The organism is Mesorhizobium sp. M0106, from assembly GCF_040322715.1.
In the GTDB taxonomy this organism is placed as follows: Bacteria; Pseudomonadota; Alphaproteobacteria; order Rhizobiales; family Rhizobiaceae; genus Mesorhizobium.
On the sequence record NZ_JAMYUA010000027.1, the window covers coordinates 21472 to 36896 of the forward strand.

Here is a 15425-nt window from a genome sequence, read left to right on the forward strand (position 1 = left end):
GCCACATCATGCGAGGGAATAGCGTCCGACAGCTCCGATTGGGGGCTGCCGGCAAAGGAGTTCACCTTGGCATCGACCGCTGAAAAGACCTGGGCCGAAGTTGCCCCGGTGAGCGCACGCTCGACCCGATGGGCATTGGCAAGCCTGTCGCTTTCAACGCTGCTGTCGTCGCTCGCCACCAGCATCGCCAGCGTCGGGCTGCCATCGCTGATGCAGGCATTCGGCGCATCGTTCCAGCTCGTGCAATGGGTCGTCCTGGCCTATCTGCTCGCCATCACCACCTTGATTGTCAGCACCGGGCGCCTCGCCGATATAGTCGGTCGCCGCCCGCTATTGCTCGGCGGCATCGCCCTGTTCACCTTCGCATCGGTGCTTTGCGGGCTCGCGCCGACGTTCTGGCTGCTGATTGCCGCACGGGCGGCACAGGGGCTCGGCGCGGCCGTCATGATGGCTCTGACGCTGGCCTTTGTCGCCGACGCAGTTCCCCGGGATAAAACCGGCAGCGCCATGGGCCTGCTCGGCGCCATGTCGGCGATCGGCACCACGCTTGGCCCCTCCCTTGGCGGACTGTTGATTGCCGGCCTCGGCTGGCGCGCGATCTTCCTCATCAATCTGCCGTTGGGGGTGCTGGCCTTTGCGCTTGCCTGGCGCTTCCTGCCGGCCGGAAAAAAGACGCCAGGTCGGCGCGGTTTCGACGGGATCGGCACGGCTTTGCTCGCGCTGACGCTAGCCGCCTATGCGCTCGCCATGACCCTTGGGCGTGGCAGTTTTGGTTCTCTCAATGTCGGCTTGCTGATTGCCGCAACCGTGGCTGGCCTGCTGTTTGTCGTTGCGCAGACAAGGGTCCAGAACCCTTTGATTCAACCTGCGAGGTTCCGCGACCAGGCGTTGAACGCAAGCCTCGCCATGAACCTGATCGTCGCCACGGTGATGATGGCGACGCTGGTGGTCGCACCATTCTATCTGTCGCGCGCGCTCGGGCTGAACGCAGCCATGGTCGGGCTGGTTCTGTCGACCGGCCCTCTGATTACCGCATTGGCGGCGCTGCCGGCCGGACGCCTGGTCGATCGTTTCGGGGCGAACCGGATCATGATCGTCGGCCTGTTCGATCTCGCTATTGGCACCTTTGCTCTGTCGCGGGCGGAATTCGGTATTGCCGGCTATGCCGTACCAATCATCATCGTCTGCACCGGCTACAGCCTGTTTCAGACCTCCAACAATTCGGCCGTGATGACGGGCGTCGCATCCGACCAGCGTGGCGTCGTCTCCGGCCTGCTCAATCTGTCGCGCAATCTCGGCCTGATCACCGGTGCGTCGGTGATGGGCGCGGTGTTCGCCTTCGCATCGGCTGGGGAAGGCACTGGCTTGGCAGTGTTGGCACCTGCGGCAGCGGCACGAGGGATGCAGGTCACCTTCCAGGTGGCGACGGGCCTGGTGCTGATGGCGCTGATCCTTGCGGTATTTTCAGCCCGCGCCACTGCCGGGCGAACTGATATCGTTGCCAAGCATCCTTGAGGATTCCACCCGGTTCGCATGCAACTCCGGCAGCCGGCGCATCTATCTCGCATATCTCTTGGCACCGACGACGCAAAGCACGACGGCGGCGGTGACGACGATCATGGCGGGACTGACCTGCTCATGCAGCAGCGCTGCTGCCAGCCCAAGGCCGAAGAAAGGCTGCAGCAGTTGCAACTGCCCGACCGCGGCGATGCCGCCTTGCGCCAGGCCGCGATACCAGAACACGAAACCAATCAGCATGCTGAACAGCGAAACATAGGCCAGGCCAATCCATGCGCCCCTGCCGGCACTTTCGAGCGACGGCGGCATGGTGATGAACGTCAGCGCCAGCATGAGGGGCAGCGACAGCACCAGCGCCCACGAAATCACCTGCCAACCGCCGAGTTTGCGCGACAGCGCCGCTCCTTCGGCATAGCCCAATCCACACACGATGATGGCGGCCAGCATCAAGATGTCGCCGAGCGGCGAGACCGACAGGCCTTGCGTGACTGCAAAACCGGCGACAAGGGCGCTACCGAGGCACGAGAACAGCCAGAACGCCGGCTTCGGGCGATCGCCGCCTCGAACCACGCCGAAGATCGCGGTCGCCAACGGCAACAGGCCGACGAAAATGATGGAGTGAGCCGACGTGATGTGCTTGAGCGCCAGCGCCGTCAGCAGGGGAAAGCCGACCACGACGCCAAGCGCCACGATCGCCAGCGGGAACAGTTCTCGCCGCTCCGGACGCTTCTGACGAAAAACGAGCAGCAGCGCCAGGCCGAGGATGCCCGCCGAAGCCGCACGGGCGACCGTTACGAATACCGGATCGAAATCCATCACCGCCACGCGCGTCGCCGGAAGCGAACCGCTGAAGATCAGCACGCCTATGAACCCGTTGACCCAGCCACTCGCCGCCCAACCACTCGCCGCCCAACTACTCGCCGCCCAACTACTCGCCATCTTGTCCATCGATGCCCCGCTGATTTCGCCCTCTATCGGGCCGGGCGTCTGGCTCCGCCAGAGACAATCAGGTACAGTTTGACAAAACCGTCATGGTAGGGCGAGCAGTACGGATGGACGAGCAGACGACAACTGATGAAGGCAGCCGGACGCTTGTCGAAAGCGTCATGGCGACGATCAGGCACAGGATCGCCGCGCGCAGCCTCACACCGGGAACGCGGCTGCCTTCGATCCGGGCGTTCGCCAAGGCCATGCAGGTTTCCAAATCCACCGTGGTCGAAGCCTATGAGCGTCTTGCGGCGGAAGGCATGATCCGCTCGCGGCCGGGCTCGGGTTTCTATGCCGCCGGACCGTTGGCTCCGTTGTCGCTGGCCGAGATCGGCCCCAGGCTTGACCGTGCCGTCGACCCGCTCTGGGTCTCGCGCCAATCGCTGGAAGCGGGCGACGGCGTCCTGAAACCAGGTTGCGGCTGGCTGCCGGCAACATGGATGCCCGAGGCTGGATTGCGCCGGGCACTGCGGACGACGGCCCGCGCCGACGACGCCGCTCTGACCGACTACGGCACGCCGCTCGGCTTGCCGGCGCTACGCCATCTGCTGGCGCGGCGCATGGCCGAGCACGGCATCGAAGCCTCTCCGGACCAGATCATGCTGACGGAATCGGGCACCCAGGCGATCGACCTGCTGTGCCGGTTCCTGCTCGAACCGGGTGACACGGTGTTGGTCGACGATCCCTGCTACTTCAACTTCCATGCCCTGTTGCGCGCCCATCGGGCCAAGGTGATCAGCGTCCCCTACACGCGCTCGGGTCCGGACATCGAACTGTTCGCGCAGGCGCTGAACGAGCACCGGCCGCGCCTCTACATCACCAATTCGGCGCTCCACAATCCGACCGGCGCGATATTGTCCCCGGTCGTTGCCCATCGGCTGCTGAAGCTCGCTGACCAGTCGGGGCTGACGATCATCGAGGACGATATCTTCGCCGACTTCGAACACACGCCCGCGCCCAGGCTGGCGGCCTTCGACGGCCTCAGCCGGGTCATCCATATCGGAAGCTTTTCCAAGACGCTGTCGGCATCGGTGCGCTGCGGCTTCATCGCCGCTCCTCGCGACTGGATGGAAGGTTTGACCGATCTCAAGATCGCCACGTCGTTTGGCAGCGGGCGACTTGCATCCGAACTGGTGCTGACGCTGCTGAAGGACGGCCTCTATCGCAAGCACGTCGATCTGCTGCGCGCGCGGCTCTCGCGCGCCATGGAAGAAACCGGCACCCGCCTCAGGGCGATCGGCATCGTGCCATGGATAGATCAGCCCGCCGGCATGTTTCTATGGTGCAGGCTGCCGGAGGGGATAGATGCCGCGGATGTCGCCCGCCATGCCCTGTCGGCCAATGTCGTGCTTGCGCCCGGCAATGCGTTCAGCCTGTCCCGTTCGGCCAGCCGTTACATGCGCTTCAATGTCGCCCAATCGGGAGACGACCGGGTTTTCAGGGCGCTTGAAGAGGCGATGTCGCGTTGATTGCGCTGCCGCAAAACTGAGGCTGAACTCTCAGGTGCCGGCCCGCTTGCGGCGTGCGTAAAGCATGACGAGCGTCTCGGCGGTCAGCGCCGGCCTCTGCTCGCCTTCGATCTCGACCGTATTGGCGGCCTTCATTAGATATTGCCCCGGACCTTTGTCTTCCATCGACAACAGCGTGGTGCGCAGCCTGATACGCGAGCCGACCCTGACCGGCGCCACGAAGCGCACTTTGTCGAAACCGTAATTGAACGCGGCCTGCGTGTTTTCGGGTACGATCCCCATCTCGAGCGCCAGCGCGCCGATGATCGACAGGGTCAGATAGCCATGCGCGATCGTGGTGCGGAACGGGCTTTGCCGCTTCGCCCGCTCGGGATCGACATGGATCCATTGATGATCGCCCGTACATTCGGCAAACTGGTCGATGCGGTGCTGATCGACCAGTGTCCAGTCCGAAACGCCCAACTCCTGCCCGGCCATCGCCCTGAGTTGCTCGAAGGTCGGCGGCGTCCTCGGCCGTATCTGCGTCATTCCTGCTTTCCCGATCGCTTGCCTGTTCCGGACCACGACGGGCCGCCCCTGTCAATTCGCCAGTGCGATTCCAGCCCATAATCTTCGGCCGCGAACCGCCAGTCTTCGCCGCCGGCAAGCGTGCTGCTGGGGAACAGCTTATTTCTTGTCGTGGCCGGCGCGGATCTCCTCCATCGCCTCCTTGATGCGGCTGCGCAGGATTTCGATCGATTCGGTGCCGGACGCCCTCGCCAGTTCGGCCATCTCGCCGGCATTCTTCAGCGCGGTCTCGAAGGATTTCCTGGCGAACGCCGCCTGCTTCTGCATCATTTCCTGCGGATTGCCGGGCGCTCTGTAGTTTTGTGCCATGTCGGTGATTTCGCGCAGCGTGTCCTGCAGCATCTCGCGTTGCCTTGATAACAACGCCGACGCTCCGGCGGCACTCGCCCGTGCCGACTTCTCCAGCGCTTCCAGGTTCCTGGCGTGGTGGGCGAGGATCGCCTCGACATCGATATTCGGCAGCTTCAGGTCGCGGCCGAATTTGCCGAACATGTCGATGAAGGACTCGGACTCCGGTCGTTTTGCCATGCTGGTACTCTCCCCCTGTTGCCGTGAACGCCGCCACTGCACGGAAGATAGTGCAGCGAAGCTCAGCGGTCCATTCGGACGAGTCAGCCGACAAGAAACAGCCGTTCGGCGGTGTAGAGCACGAGCCCGGCAAGGCCACCGATGATCATGCCGTTGAAGCGGATATATTGCAGATCCTTGCCGATGTTCATCTCGATAAGCTTTGTCAGTTGCGCGAGGTCCCAGCGCTTGACCTGGTCGGCGATGAACTTCGACACGCCGCTCTTCTGGCTTTCGACGAAGGACGCCAGCGCCACGATGAACCCCTGGTTCATGTCGGCCCTGATCTGCGCGTCGTCGGCAAGATGGCGGCCGACCTCGACGAACATGGTGGCGAGATGGTCGCGGATCATCGAATTCGGCGCCTCGGCGTCCTGTTCGATGAACAGCCGCAGGCTGTCCCACATATCGTCGGCCAGCGCGCTGAGCTCTGGCCGGGCAAGGAAATCGCGCTTCAGCTTTTCAGCGCGCCTGGCATATTGTTTGGATGTCCTCAACCGCTCGACGAAGGTTTCGACGAAAAGGTCGAATTCGGCTCGCATCGGATGGTGCGGATCGGCGCGCACCTCATCGAGCAGCGAGCCGGCCGACGCAATGATCTTCTTCAACAGATAGGCGTCGGCGCGAAACAGGTTGAACAGCGACGGCAGTTCCTCACGGATCTTCTCGCGCATCGTCGCCAGCGCCTGCTCGTCGCTCAGGAAGCGGCCGACCACCTTGGTGAACTCGTCGAATAATTTCTGGTGGCGGCGATCGTCGGTCAGCGCCGACAGCAGCTCGGCGGCGAGCGGCGCCAGCGGCACCTTTTCGATCTGCTCCAGCATGCGGCTGGTGACGAAGCCGCGCAGTCCGGATTGCTCGACCGCCGCCAGGGTCTGCGGCACCAGCCGGCCGACGAAGCGCGACAGGTCGGCGGCGCGGTTCGGGTCGGCCAGCCAGTCCGCGACCAGCGCCGAAAAGTCGACTTCGGCGAGCTTTTCGCGCACCGGCTCCGGCGCCAGGAAATTGACCTCGATGAAGCGGCCGAGATTGTCGGCGATGCGGTTCTGGTTCTCCGGGATGATGGCCGTATGCGGGATCGGCAGGCCGAGTGGCCGCCGAAACAGCGCCACCACCGCATACCAGTCGGCCAGCCCGCCGATCGTCGCCGCCTCGGCGAAAGCGGCGACGAAGCCCAACCATGCATGCCGGCTCTCGAGCGATTTCGCCACCGCGAAGATCAGCACGCAAACCGCGAGTGCTGCGGCGGCGACGAACTTGGTGCGCCTGAGCGCCGAAAGCTTGGCGTCGGCATCGGCGTCGAACCGGACGGACGCGACGGATGCAAATGCCGGGGCTGGTCGTGACATGATGGGCCGCTCCTGATCGTGTATGCGAACTTATCTAGTGTCGCCTGCCCCAGAAAGCGCGCCGCTGGTTCCGGTGCGCGCAATCGTGCACGCAAACTTGACGCCGGAATTCATCTATTATGCAGCGCCAGTCTGGAATTGTTCCAAACTATAGGCCATATTGACGCCAACCACTGTTATGTGAGGACACAATGCGGCTTACCCGTCAGACCAACTACGCCATGCGCATTCTGATGTATTGCGCCGCCAACACCGAGCGGTTGAGCCGCATCCCCGAGATCGCCGCCGCCTATTCGGTATCGGAACTTTTCCTGTTCAAGATCCTGCAGCCGCTGGTCGAAAACGGCCTGATCGAAACGGTGCGCGGCAGGAATGGCGGCGTCAGGCTCGGCCGCGCGGCCGAATCAATCAGCCTGTTCGATGTCGTGCGGGTGACGGAGGAAAGCTTTGCCATGGCCGAGTGCTTCGAGAACGACGCCGCCGAATGTCCGCTGGTCGACAGCTGCGCGTTGAATTCGGCATTGCGCGAAGCGCTCAACGCCTTCTTCGCCGTGCTGTCGCGCTACACGATCGCCGATCTGGTGGCGGCGCGCCCGAATGTGCGGCACCTGCTCGGCATCGACATGCTGGTGCAAAGGGCGCCGGCCGCCTGATTTTTGGTCGCATCTCAGTTGGTGAGGTCTGTTGAGATTCAGGTCAGGCCGGCATCACCTGAATATCAACAGACCGACTGCGGCAATACGAACGGCATGTTTGCCGCCGGCAACACGCCGACCTTCAGCCGGCAATCGAAGACCTTTTCGATCAGCTCGTCGCTGAGCACCTGTTGCGGCGAACCTGTAGCGGCGAGCCTGCCGCAATGCATGACGAAAATCCGGTCGGCATACATCGCCGTCAAATTGAGGTCGTGCAGGATGGCGACCACGCCGCCTCCCCGTCTGGCGAAATCGCGCGCGATGTCCATGATGATCAGCTGGTGTTTGATGTCGAGGCTGGACACCGGCTCATCGAGGAACAAATAGCGCGGCTTGCCGTCGAGCACCGGCGCCCACACCTGGCAGAGCACGCGAGCAAGCTGCACGCGCTGCTGTTCGCCGCCGGACAGCTCCTGGTAGAAGCGGCCGGCAAAACCGTCGAGGTCGACGCGAGCCAGCGCCCGTTCGGGCAGGCGCTGGTCCTCGCCGGGCAACGCGCCGGAGCGCCCGCCGACCAGGCCTAGCCTGACGATCTCACGCACGGTGAACGGAAACGACAGCGTCGTCGCCTGCGGCAGCACCGCACGGACCGTCGCCGCATCGACCGGCTTCATCGCCGATAGATTGCGGCCGTTGACGGTGACCTCTCCCGAATAGCCAAGATCGCCGGACAGTGCTCGGAGGAAGGTCGTCTTGCCCGAACCGTTGGGGCCGACGATGGCCGCGATTTCGCCCGGCCGCGCCTCGAAATCGACATTGGCGACAATGCGCTTGCAGCCGATCGCCACCGAGACATCCCGCGCTTCGATCATAAGCAAACTTTCACAGGTCAATGACGCCGCGCTTGCGCAGCAGGATCCACAGGAAGAACGGCGCACCGGCGACCGCGGTGACGATCCCAATCGGCAATTCGGCCGGGGCAACGATGGTGCGGGCAACGGCGTCTCCCAACAACAGCAGCGCCGCACCAAGCAGGGCCGATGCCGGCAGCAGGTAACGGTTGTCGGGGCCGATCAGCAGACGCAGCAGATGCGGCACGACGATGCCGACGAAGCCGATTCCGCCGCTGACCGCGACGGAGGCGCCGACCGCTGCTGAGACGCCGACAATCGCGGTGTATTTCAGCCGCTGAACCGGAATGCCGAGATGGCCGGCCGTGGCCTCGCCGAGCGCCAGCGCGTTGAGGCCGCGCGCCAGGAACGGCATTGCCGCCAGCGCCAGCACGATGACCGGCCCGACCGAGCCGATCTTCTGCCAGGTTGCGCCGCCCAGCGAGCCGAGCTGCCAGAAGGTCAGGTCGCGCAATTGCCGATCGTCGGCCATGAAGATCAGGATGCCGGTCAGCGCCATGGCAAGCGCCGCCAGCGCGATGCCGGCGAGCAGCATGGTGGCGACCGAGGTCCGGCCTTGCCGTGTCGCGACCCGATAGAGCAGCAATGTCGTAGCCAGCCCGCCGCAGAACGCAGCCAGCGGCAAAGCCAACGTGCCGAGCGCCGAAGTCAGCGGCGCCAGCATGGTCGAGCCAAGCACGATGACGGTGACCGCACCGAGGCTCGATCCGGCCGAAACGCCGATCAGGCCGGGGTCGGCCAGGGGATTGCGGAACAGCCCCTGCATGACGGCACCGGAGACGGCAAGCGATGCGCCGATCAGCACGCCCAGAATGATGCGCGGCAGACGGATGTCATGGATGATCAGGCGGTCGCGGGCGCTCAACGCCGCGTCGCCGGGCAACGCGCCGAACAGCCAGTTGTGCATGACGCCAATGGCCGAGGCATCGGACGCGCCGGAGGTCAGCGACAACAGCACGGCGATAACCAGCCCGACGCAGAGCAGCACGATGACGAGGCGGGCACGCCGCGAACGGTCACCTGCCGTCGCCATAATGCCCGCCGTACCGGCGATCGAATGTTCGGCCATCGCGCTCAATCCGCGACCTGGCTGCCATAGAGCGAGACGGCGAGATCGTGGATGGCCTCGGCCGTGCGCGGACCGAAGCCGAGCAGGTAGCCGCCGTCCATGCGGATCAGCCTGCGGGCTGCACCCGCCGGCGTCGAAGCCACGGCAGGGTTCGAAAACAATTCGTCATCCGCGGTGGCCGGTCCGGCATTGTTCATCATCAGGATCACGTCGGGCCTGGCGGTGATGACTGCCTCGTCCGACAATTGCTTGTAGCCGGCAAAGCCGTCGATGGCGTTGATGCCGCCCGAAAGCTTGATGATGCCGTCGGCGGCGGTGTCGCTGCCGGCGGCAAGCAGCTTGCCGCCCTGCATCGACAGCACGAACAGGATGCGCTTGCGATCCTTGATCGAGGCGGTCTGCTTTTCGGCTGCCTTCAGCCTGGCGTCTATCTGGGCCGCCAGCGCATCGGCCTTGGCCTCGGTGCCAAGCGCCTTGCCGACGATGTGGATCTTTTCGAGAATGCCTTGATTATCATAGCGCTCGGTCACCTCGATGAATGGGATGCTTGATTTCTTCAAGACGTCGACGGCTTCCTTCGGTCCGCTGCCGTGCAGGGCCAATATGCCCGACGGATTGACCGACAGCACACCCTCCGGCGACAGCTGGCGCATGTAGCCGACATCAGGCAGTTCCGCCGCCGCTTGCGGATAGCGGCTGGTCGAATCGCGCGCGACAAGACGATCCTGTTCACCGAGCGCATAGACGATCTCGGTGATCGAGCCGCCGATGGCAACGATCCTCGAGCGGTCGGCGAAAGTCGCGATGCCCTCGGCGGCTTGAGCCGGCATCAGCGCGGCGAACGCCAGGAAAACAGCCGCCGCAGGACCAGGCGCCGACCTGGAGACCGATGCCAGCCTGGAGAAAAGAACCATCGTCGTTTTCCTCAGGCTGCGGTCGGGCTTGGGATACGCGGCAGGTTTTCGGCCAGAAAGCGCCAGTCTTCGCGCTCGCTTTCGCCTTCATGCCGCTTACCGAAGAACTGGATGATCATCTTGCCGTCGGCGCCATAGATTTCGAGCGACGTGACATGGCCGTCCTTGGTCGGCTTGCGCACGGCCCAGACCTCATCGATGTGGTCGGTCCGCAGGTGCAGATGGAAGTTCTGGTCGAGCACGTTGAGCCATGGTCCCATCGGCTTGATCGAGGCGACGGGGCCGGAATGGATCTGGATGCAGCCGCGATTGCCGACAAAGCACATGATCGGCATGGCGCCGGCAGCGGCGTGGTGGAACATGGCGCTCACCGCATCCTTATCGACCAGCCAGGCGTAGTCCTGGCCGACCATGCGCACCGCCTGTCGGCGGCTGAGCTTCAGTGTCTTCAGCATGCCGAAGAACTGGTGCACGTCGGTCAGCTGGCTCCAGCGGTCGCGCAGATCGTCGATGCTCGCCGGGTTGTCCGCAGTCTCGGTCTCGTCGGTGGTGCCCGCTGAAATCGCCACCGTCGGCTCCCGGTTCGGCGATTCCAGCCCGGCCACCAGTTTCTGATAGGCGTAGAGGTTGGAGGCTGGCCTGAGATGCACCTTGTGTACCGCCTCGCCTGCGGTGTCGAAGAACTGCAGGCTGCGGCGGATGTCGGCGCCATCGCGCTTTTCCACGGCAAAGCCGTGCGCCCAAACTTTTGGGAAAATACGCAGGTCGATATTTTCGCCGAGCACCATGGCATTGTGATTACCGGTGACAACCTTGTCGTAGACGCCGATCTTCTCGTGCACCGCGCTTTCGTTGCGGGTCAGCGCCATCACCTCACCGACAGCTTCGAGGCCAGTCAAAAGGTCGTTGACACGCGGCTCGACGCGCACGACGCCGTCGCCGCAATGCGCGGCGACCAGTTCGGCCTCCGAAATACCGAGCTGGGCGGCGAGGTCGCGCTCGCGCATTTTCGGATTGTCTGCCCGTGCCCGCCGGATCTCGTGCGGGGCGGGTTTTACGCGCTGGTCCATTTCTGCCACCTACTTGTTGAGGATGAGCTTGCCCTGCCGGGTGATCTTCAGCCGGTACAGCGCACCATGATGCTCGATGCCGATCTCGTGCTCGCCCTGGAACAGCGTGTTGCTGGACAGCGTTCTCACGGCCGATTGGACCCGGTCGAAACGGACGGAATTTTCGTCGGAACGGCGGACGCGATAGCGAAAGTCGCTGGGATTGTGCGTGTTCATGGGTTCGATCCCTTTCCTGTGCCTGGCATCTGGCTCGGGGCCTGCGTGAAATGCCGATTCAATTCTTGACTCGAATGATCATGTTATCTAGCAGTGCAATACCGGAGTAAATGAGTCAACATTTAAGACGCCGGACGCGATGAAAAATGCCAGCGAGCCCCAAGCCAGCCAGCATCGAACATGGATTCTTGGAGTTGCAGCATGGGGTTGGCGAATTGGGGACGGCTGGCGGGCAGCGGCCTGACACATTGTTCTATGACAAGCAAAATGGCCGCGTTGCTGGCCGGCGCGGCGGCGATCCCGCTGCTCGCCACACCGGCCGGCGCACAGCAGGCCGCCCAACCAGCAGCCGACCAGCAGCAGACTGACCCGTCTCAACAGCGCGAAAAGGTAAAGCCGGCCCCGGCGGGTGCCACACTGCTCGACAAGATCCTGATCCTCAGCCGTACCGGCGAGACGGCGATCGAGTCGCTTGCTTCAGCCAGCCATGTCGACGAGGAACAGCTCGAGCGCCGCATGGCGACCACGCCCAACGAAATGCTGTTCGGTGTGCCGGGTGTCGCCGTCCAGGCCGACGCAAGGCGTGTCAGTTCCAGCATCAACATCCGCGGCCTGCAGGACTTCGGCCGCGTCTCCGTCATCGTCGACGGCGCCCGCCAGAATTTCCAGCGCTCGGATCATGGCACGCAATCGACCTTCTACATCGATCCCGAATTGATCAAATCCGTCGATGTGATCCGCGGCCCGGTCGCCAACACCTATGGCTCCGGGGCGATCGGCGGCGTCGTATTTTTCGACACCAAGGATGCGCAGGATTTCCTCAAGCCTGACGAGACCTGGGCGGCATCCGCGACCGGGCGCTACGAAACCAACGGCGAAGGCTGGACCACCAGCGCCACCGGCGCCTATCGGATCAACGAGAACTGGGACGTGCTCGGCAATATCGTCTACCGCGACTATGACGACTACAAGCATGGCGGCGGCGACGCTGTAGCGGGCACCGGCTTCGACGTCTTGAGCGGCCTCCTCAAGACGACCATCCGCCCCAGCGAAAACAGCGAGCTGAAGCTGGGCTGGATCGGCTCGAACGACGGATGGACCGAGACCAGCGGCAGCGCGCCGGTGAACGACGCCGACCTGAAGGCGAATACCTTCACGGCCCGCTACAACATCACCGACGAAGACAAGAGCTGGCTCGACCTCCACATCAACGCGTCCTACAACAAGACCAAGCTCGATCTGACGACCCTTGTGGCGCAAAACCGGTTTGATCCGGTCACCGGTCTGCCCGTGGTTTTGCCGGCGGGTTCGAAATCGACGTTCGACATCGGCACCTCCGGCATCGACATTTGGAACACGTCGAGATTCGAGACCGTTGGAATCGCGCATGAGCTGACCTATGGCGGCGACTGGGTTGGCGACGATGTCGAGACAGGCGGCACGGCGGGCGGCGACAGCTTCTATACGCCCTCGGGCAACAGGAACGTCTCCGGCGCTTACGTTCAGGACAAGCTCACCTGGGACTGGCTCGAGGTCATCGCCGGGCTGCGTTACGACAGCTACAAGCTCGACAGTGATGTCGGCGAAACCTCTGGCGACCGGCTGTCGCCACGCATCACAGTGGGCATTTCGCCCTTCGAAACCGCCAGCCTTTCCGGCCTGCAATTCTACGGCACCTATGCGGAAGGCTACCGTTCTCCGTCGCTGTCGGAGACCCTGATCAGCGGCAATCATCCGGCCGGCGTCAGCTTCCCGTTCCTCTCCAATCCCGATCTCAAGCCTGAAACCGGCAAGACCGTGGAATTCGGCGTCAATTACAGCACCAACGGCGTCATTGAGGCCGACGACGCGCTGCGGCTGAAGGCGGCCTATTTCAACAACAATGTCGATGACTACATCGACGGCGTGACGCTCTCGCCGTTCGACCCGACCAGCGGCTGCCCGTTCGGTCCGGGCATACCGATCTGCTTCCAGTATCAGAATTTCGCCAAGGCCAAGATTCACGGCTTCGAGATGGAGGGCGTCTATGATGCCACCTGGGGCTTTGCCGGGCTTTCGGCGTCGTTCACCGACGGCCACACGATTTCCTATGAAGGCGAACGGGCGGACCTTGTCACCGTCCCCTCCTCACAGATCACCGGGCAACTCGGCTTTCGCTTCCTCGAGGACAGGCTGACCATCGGTGGCGAGGTGCAGTACAATGGCAAGCCGCAGGGCAACCCGGTGGCCAAGGACTATACGCTGGTCAATGCCTTCGCCAGCTACCAGGCGACCGACAATTTCAAGGTCGATTTCCGCGCCGACAATCTGTTCGACGTCAAATACGCCAACCCGCTGAACGCATCGACGACGAGCGTCGTCTACGAGCCCGGCGTCACCCTGAAGCTGGCGGCGACCATGAGGTTTGGAGGCTGAGACAATGAAAGGCATGACGGCATCCCTTCGTCTGTTCGCCGCGGTGCTGGCAATATTGCTTGCGGCGGCTCCAGCGTGGACACAACAGCAAGCACCGGCGCTGATCCTCGAGCTCAACGGCGCGCAGCCCTCCGACAAGGGCTGCCGCCTGACCTTCGTGGTCACCAACAATCTCGGCGCCGACCTTTCCAAGGCGGCATTCGAGATCGCATTGTTCAACGAGGCCGGCGTCGTCGAGCGGCTGACCGTGCTCGACTTCAAGGAGCTGCCGGCAGGCAAGACCAAGGTGACGCGTTTCGATCTTGCCGGCACGGATTGCGGCAAGGTCAGCCGCGTGTTGATCAACAGCGCCACGGAATGCGCCGGCGCCGAGCCGAATGCCTGCATGCGCGGGCTGAAGACGCAGACCAGGACCGGCATCGCCTTCGGGGTCTGAATTTTGGGACCGGAACCCGCATTCGCGCGAAACGCCGTGGCGTGGCCACTAGCCGGTTTCCTGCCGCCGGAGCCGGACGATCCGGACTTCGCCATCCCGCGCGAGGCGCTGCGTGTTTCGCTGCGCGACAGGCCGGAAGACAGTTACATCGCGGATGCCGACGGCGACTTGCCGACGGTGCCTGCGGAGCCATTGCGGCAGGCACGACAGACGCGGCGCCGCCGCAACTGGACGGTGGCGATCGCCTGCTCTTGCGCATTCCACGTAGCCGTGGCGCTGGCCTTTCTCACGCTGCCGGACGACCGGCCAAGCATCGAAGGTGCCGACCAGCAAGGCGAAATGCTGCTCGGCGCCGACCCGCAGCAGGCGGCCGGCGATGTCGCAGACGACCCGGAAGTGGCCAACGTGACGATGGTGACCATGCTGGACGCCAAGCCGGTCGAGACGGTCGAGGCGCAGGCGGCCGCGGCAGAGGAGACGCTCCAGCCGGTCACCGATGTGGTTGAGCCGGTCAACGAGGCCGCCACGGAAACTGCTGCGCCTGCCGATCGCACCGAACCAGCACCCGCGCAGCCGGCGCGCCAGGACCCATCGCCCGACGTTCTTGTGACCGACAGGCTGGTGCCTGCCGACGACAATGCCGTGCCGCCGCCAGTCGGTGCGGCCGAAACGGCCGAGCCTGCCGAGACAAGTGCACCGGCACCAGCCGATCCGAAGCCAGCCGAAACAGTTCAGACGACCGAGACAGTCGGCGCGGCGGAAGAACCGAAGCCGGACAGGCCGGAGCCCAAGCAGCCGAAGAAGGCAACCGCAAAGAACAAGCCGGCCAGGAAGGCCGAACCAAACGAGCCTGAAAAGCCGGCCCTGCGCAGGAAGGCGAGCAAGGCACTTGCGAAAGCCGATTCCAAGAAGAAAAAGACCGGCTCCGGCGGCCGCGACGAAACGGATGTCGCGCGCGGCATGGCCGACGGCAAGAAGGACGGCAAGATCCTGACCGCCAGCAGGGGCGGCAAATCAGGCATCGGCAATGCAGCCGTCACGAACTATCCCGGCAAGATCAGGTCAAAACTGGTGCGGGCCTTCAATTCGACACGCACGCGCGCCACCGGCACAGCTACGGTTGCCTTTACCGTCGGCTCGAACGGCAGCGTCCGGTCGGCCAGGCTGACGGGCAGTTCGGGTGTTGCCGCGCTGGACAAGGCCGCACTCGACGCAGTCCGCCGGGCTTCTCCCTTTCCCCCTATTCCAGACGGAGCCGGTCGCTCGGCCTGGCAGTTCGAGGTGCCGCTCGGTATCAGGTAG

15 protein-coding genes are annotated in these 15425 nt (G+C 63.9%); 6 read left to right on the forward strand and 9 right to left on the reverse strand.

What is annotated here, in order from left to right; translation table 11 throughout:
- Nucleotides 1–66 precede the first annotated feature (66 nt).
- Entirely contained in the window at nucleotides 67–1515 is a 1449-nt protein-coding gene (locus NKJ55_RS23460; protein ID WP_502901440.1) for an MFS transporter, read from the forward strand.
- Between the two features lie 42 nt (nucleotides 1516–1557).
- On the opposite strand, the gene NKJ55_RS23465 is transcribed toward NKJ55_RS23460, so the two are convergent.
- Nucleotides 1558–2457, reverse strand: coding sequence for a DMT family transporter (locus tag NKJ55_RS23465; protein ID WP_352451990.1), 900 nt, complete (start codon nucleotides 2455–2457; stop codon nucleotides 1558–1560).
- Between the two features lie 113 nt (nucleotides 2458–2570).
- On the opposite strand from NKJ55_RS23465, the gene NKJ55_RS23470 reads away from it, so the two are divergent.
- Nucleotides 2571–3974 (forward strand): aminotransferase-like domain-containing protein, encoded by a 1404-nt coding sequence (locus NKJ55_RS23470; RefSeq protein WP_352451942.1) that lies wholly within the window; start codon nucleotides 2571–2573, stop codon nucleotides 3972–3974.
- A 30-nt stretch (nucleotides 3975–4004) separates the two neighbouring features.
- Here NKJ55_RS23470 and NKJ55_RS23475 read toward each other — a convergent pair whose 3' ends face one another.
- The 3 genes from NKJ55_RS23475 to NKJ55_RS23485 form a co-directional block, all read right to left on the reverse strand.
- Nucleotides 4005–4502 (reverse strand): MaoC family dehydratase, encoded by a 498-nt coding sequence (locus tag NKJ55_RS23475; protein ID WP_292664992.1) that lies wholly within the window; start codon nucleotides 4500–4502, stop codon nucleotides 4005–4007.
- Between the two features lie 138 nt (nucleotides 4503–4640).
- A complete protein-coding gene (locus tag NKJ55_RS23480) occupies nucleotides 4641–5069 on the reverse strand; it encodes a phasin family protein (protein WP_352451943.1) in 429 nt (142 codons plus the stop codon).
- Between the two features lie 83 nt (nucleotides 5070–5152).
- Nucleotides 5153–6457 (reverse strand): DUF445 domain-containing protein, encoded by a 1305-nt coding sequence (locus tag NKJ55_RS23485; protein WP_352451944.1) that lies wholly within the window; start codon nucleotides 6455–6457, stop codon nucleotides 5153–5155.
- A gap of 191 nt (nucleotides 6458–6648) precedes the next feature.
- On the opposite strand from NKJ55_RS23485, the gene rirA reads away from it, so the two are divergent.
- Entirely contained in the window at nucleotides 6649–7110 is a 462-nt protein-coding gene (gene rirA / locus NKJ55_RS23490) for an iron-responsive transcriptional regulator RirA (RefSeq protein WP_023676431.1), read from the forward strand.
- A 65-nt stretch (nucleotides 7111–7175) separates the two neighbouring features.
- Here rirA and NKJ55_RS23495 read toward each other — a convergent pair whose 3' ends face one another.
- The 5 genes from NKJ55_RS23495 to hemP are packed head-to-tail and all read right to left on the reverse strand — an operon-like array spanning nucleotide 7176 to nucleotide 11272.
- Nucleotides 7176–7964 (reverse strand): heme ABC transporter ATP-binding protein, encoded by a 789-nt coding sequence (locus NKJ55_RS23495; protein WP_352451945.1) that lies wholly within the window; start codon nucleotides 7962–7964, stop codon nucleotides 7176–7178.
- Nucleotides 7965–7974: 10 nt separating this feature from the next.
- Nucleotides 7975–9072 (reverse strand): FecCD family ABC transporter permease, encoded by a 1098-nt coding sequence (locus NKJ55_RS23500; RefSeq protein ID WP_352451946.1) that lies wholly within the window; start codon nucleotides 9070–9072, stop codon nucleotides 7975–7977.
- Between the two features lie 5 nt (nucleotides 9073–9077).
- The gene (locus NKJ55_RS23505) at nucleotides 9078–9986 is read right to left on the reverse strand and encodes a heme/hemin ABC transporter substrate-binding protein (protein ID WP_352451947.1); all 909 of its coding nucleotides are present in this window, start codon (nucleotides 9984–9986) and stop codon (nucleotides 9078–9080) included.
- A gap of 11 nt (nucleotides 9987–9997) precedes the next feature.
- Entirely contained in the window at nucleotides 9998–11056 is a 1059-nt protein-coding gene (locus NKJ55_RS23510) for a hemin-degrading factor (protein ID WP_352451948.1), read from the reverse strand.
- Nucleotides 11057–11065: 9 nt separating this feature from the next.
- On the reverse strand, nucleotides 11066–11272 hold the full coding sequence (gene hemP, locus NKJ55_RS23515) for a hemin uptake protein HemP (protein ID WP_352451949.1): 207 nt from the start codon (nucleotides 11270–11272) through the stop codon (nucleotides 11066–11068).
- 201 nt (nucleotides 11273–11473) lie between these two features.
- Here hemP and NKJ55_RS23520 point away from each other — a divergent pair, with 201 nt between their 5' ends.
- Genes NKJ55_RS23520 through tolA form a run of 3 tightly spaced genes read left to right on the forward strand, consistent with a single transcriptional unit; the run spans nucleotide 11474 to nucleotide 15425 of the window.
- Nucleotides 11474–13687 carry a TonB-dependent hemoglobin/transferrin/lactoferrin family receptor gene (locus NKJ55_RS23520; RefSeq protein ID WP_502901441.1) on the forward strand — a complete coding sequence of 738 codons (2214 nt, stop codon included), beginning with the start codon at nucleotides 11474–11476 and terminating at the stop codon, nucleotides 13685–13687.
- Nucleotides 13688–13691: 4 nt separating this feature from the next.
- Entirely contained in the window at nucleotides 13692–14123 is a 432-nt protein-coding gene (locus tag NKJ55_RS23525; protein WP_352451951.1) for a hypothetical protein, read from the forward strand.
- A gap of 36 nt (nucleotides 14124–14159) precedes the next feature.
- Nucleotides 14160–15425, forward strand: a complete 1266-nt coding sequence (tolA, locus tag NKJ55_RS23530; protein ID WP_352451952.1) for a cell envelope integrity protein TolA — start codon at nucleotides 14160–14162, stop codon at nucleotides 15423–15425.

Coding starts and splice junctions, on each gene's coding strand:
- NKJ55_RS23520 (WP_502901441.1), top strand. CDS start 11,474: ATGGGGTTGGCGAATTGGGGACGGCTGGCGGGCAGCGGCCTGACACAT.
- NKJ55_RS23485 (WP_352451944.1), bottom strand. CDS start 6,457: ATGTCACGACCAGCCCCGGCATTTGCATCCGTCGCGTCCGTCCGGTTC.
- NKJ55_RS23500 (WP_352451946.1), bottom strand. CDS start 9,072: ATGGCCGAACATTCGATCGCCGGTACGGCGGGCATTATGGCGACGGCA.
- rirA (WP_023676431.1), top strand. CDS start 6,649: ATGCGGCTTACCCGTCAGACCAACTACGCCATGCGCATTCTGATGTAT.
- NKJ55_RS23480 (WP_352451943.1), bottom strand. CDS start 5,069: ATGGCAAAACGACCGGAGTCCGAGTCCTTCATCGACATGTTCGGCAAA.
- hemP (WP_352451949.1), bottom strand. CDS start 11,272: ATGAACACGCACAATCCCAGCGACTTTCGCTATCGCGTCCGCCGTTCC.
- NKJ55_RS23510 (WP_352451948.1), bottom strand. CDS start 11,056: ATGGACCAGCGCGTAAAACCCGCCCCGCACGAGATCCGGCGGGCACGG.
- NKJ55_RS23465 (WP_352451990.1), bottom strand. CDS start 2,457: ATGGCGAGTAGTTGGGCGGCGAGTAGTTGGGCGGCGAGTGGTTGGGCG.
- NKJ55_RS23470 (WP_352451942.1), top strand. CDS start 2,571: ATGGACGAGCAGACGACAACTGATGAAGGCAGCCGGACGCTTGTCGAA.
- NKJ55_RS23495 (WP_352451945.1), bottom strand. CDS start 7,964: ATGATCGAAGCGCGGGATGTCTCGGTGGCGATCGGCTGCAAGCGCATT.
- NKJ55_RS23475 (WP_292664992.1), bottom strand. CDS start 4,502: ATGACGCAGATACGGCCGAGGACGCCGCCGACCTTCGAGCAACTCAGG.
- NKJ55_RS23525 (WP_352451951.1), top strand. CDS start 13,692: ATGAAAGGCATGACGGCATCCCTTCGTCTGTTCGCCGCGGTGCTGGCA.
- NKJ55_RS23505 (WP_352451947.1), bottom strand. CDS start 9,986: ATGGTTCTTTTCTCCAGGCTGGCATCGGTCTCCAGGTCGGCGCCTGGT.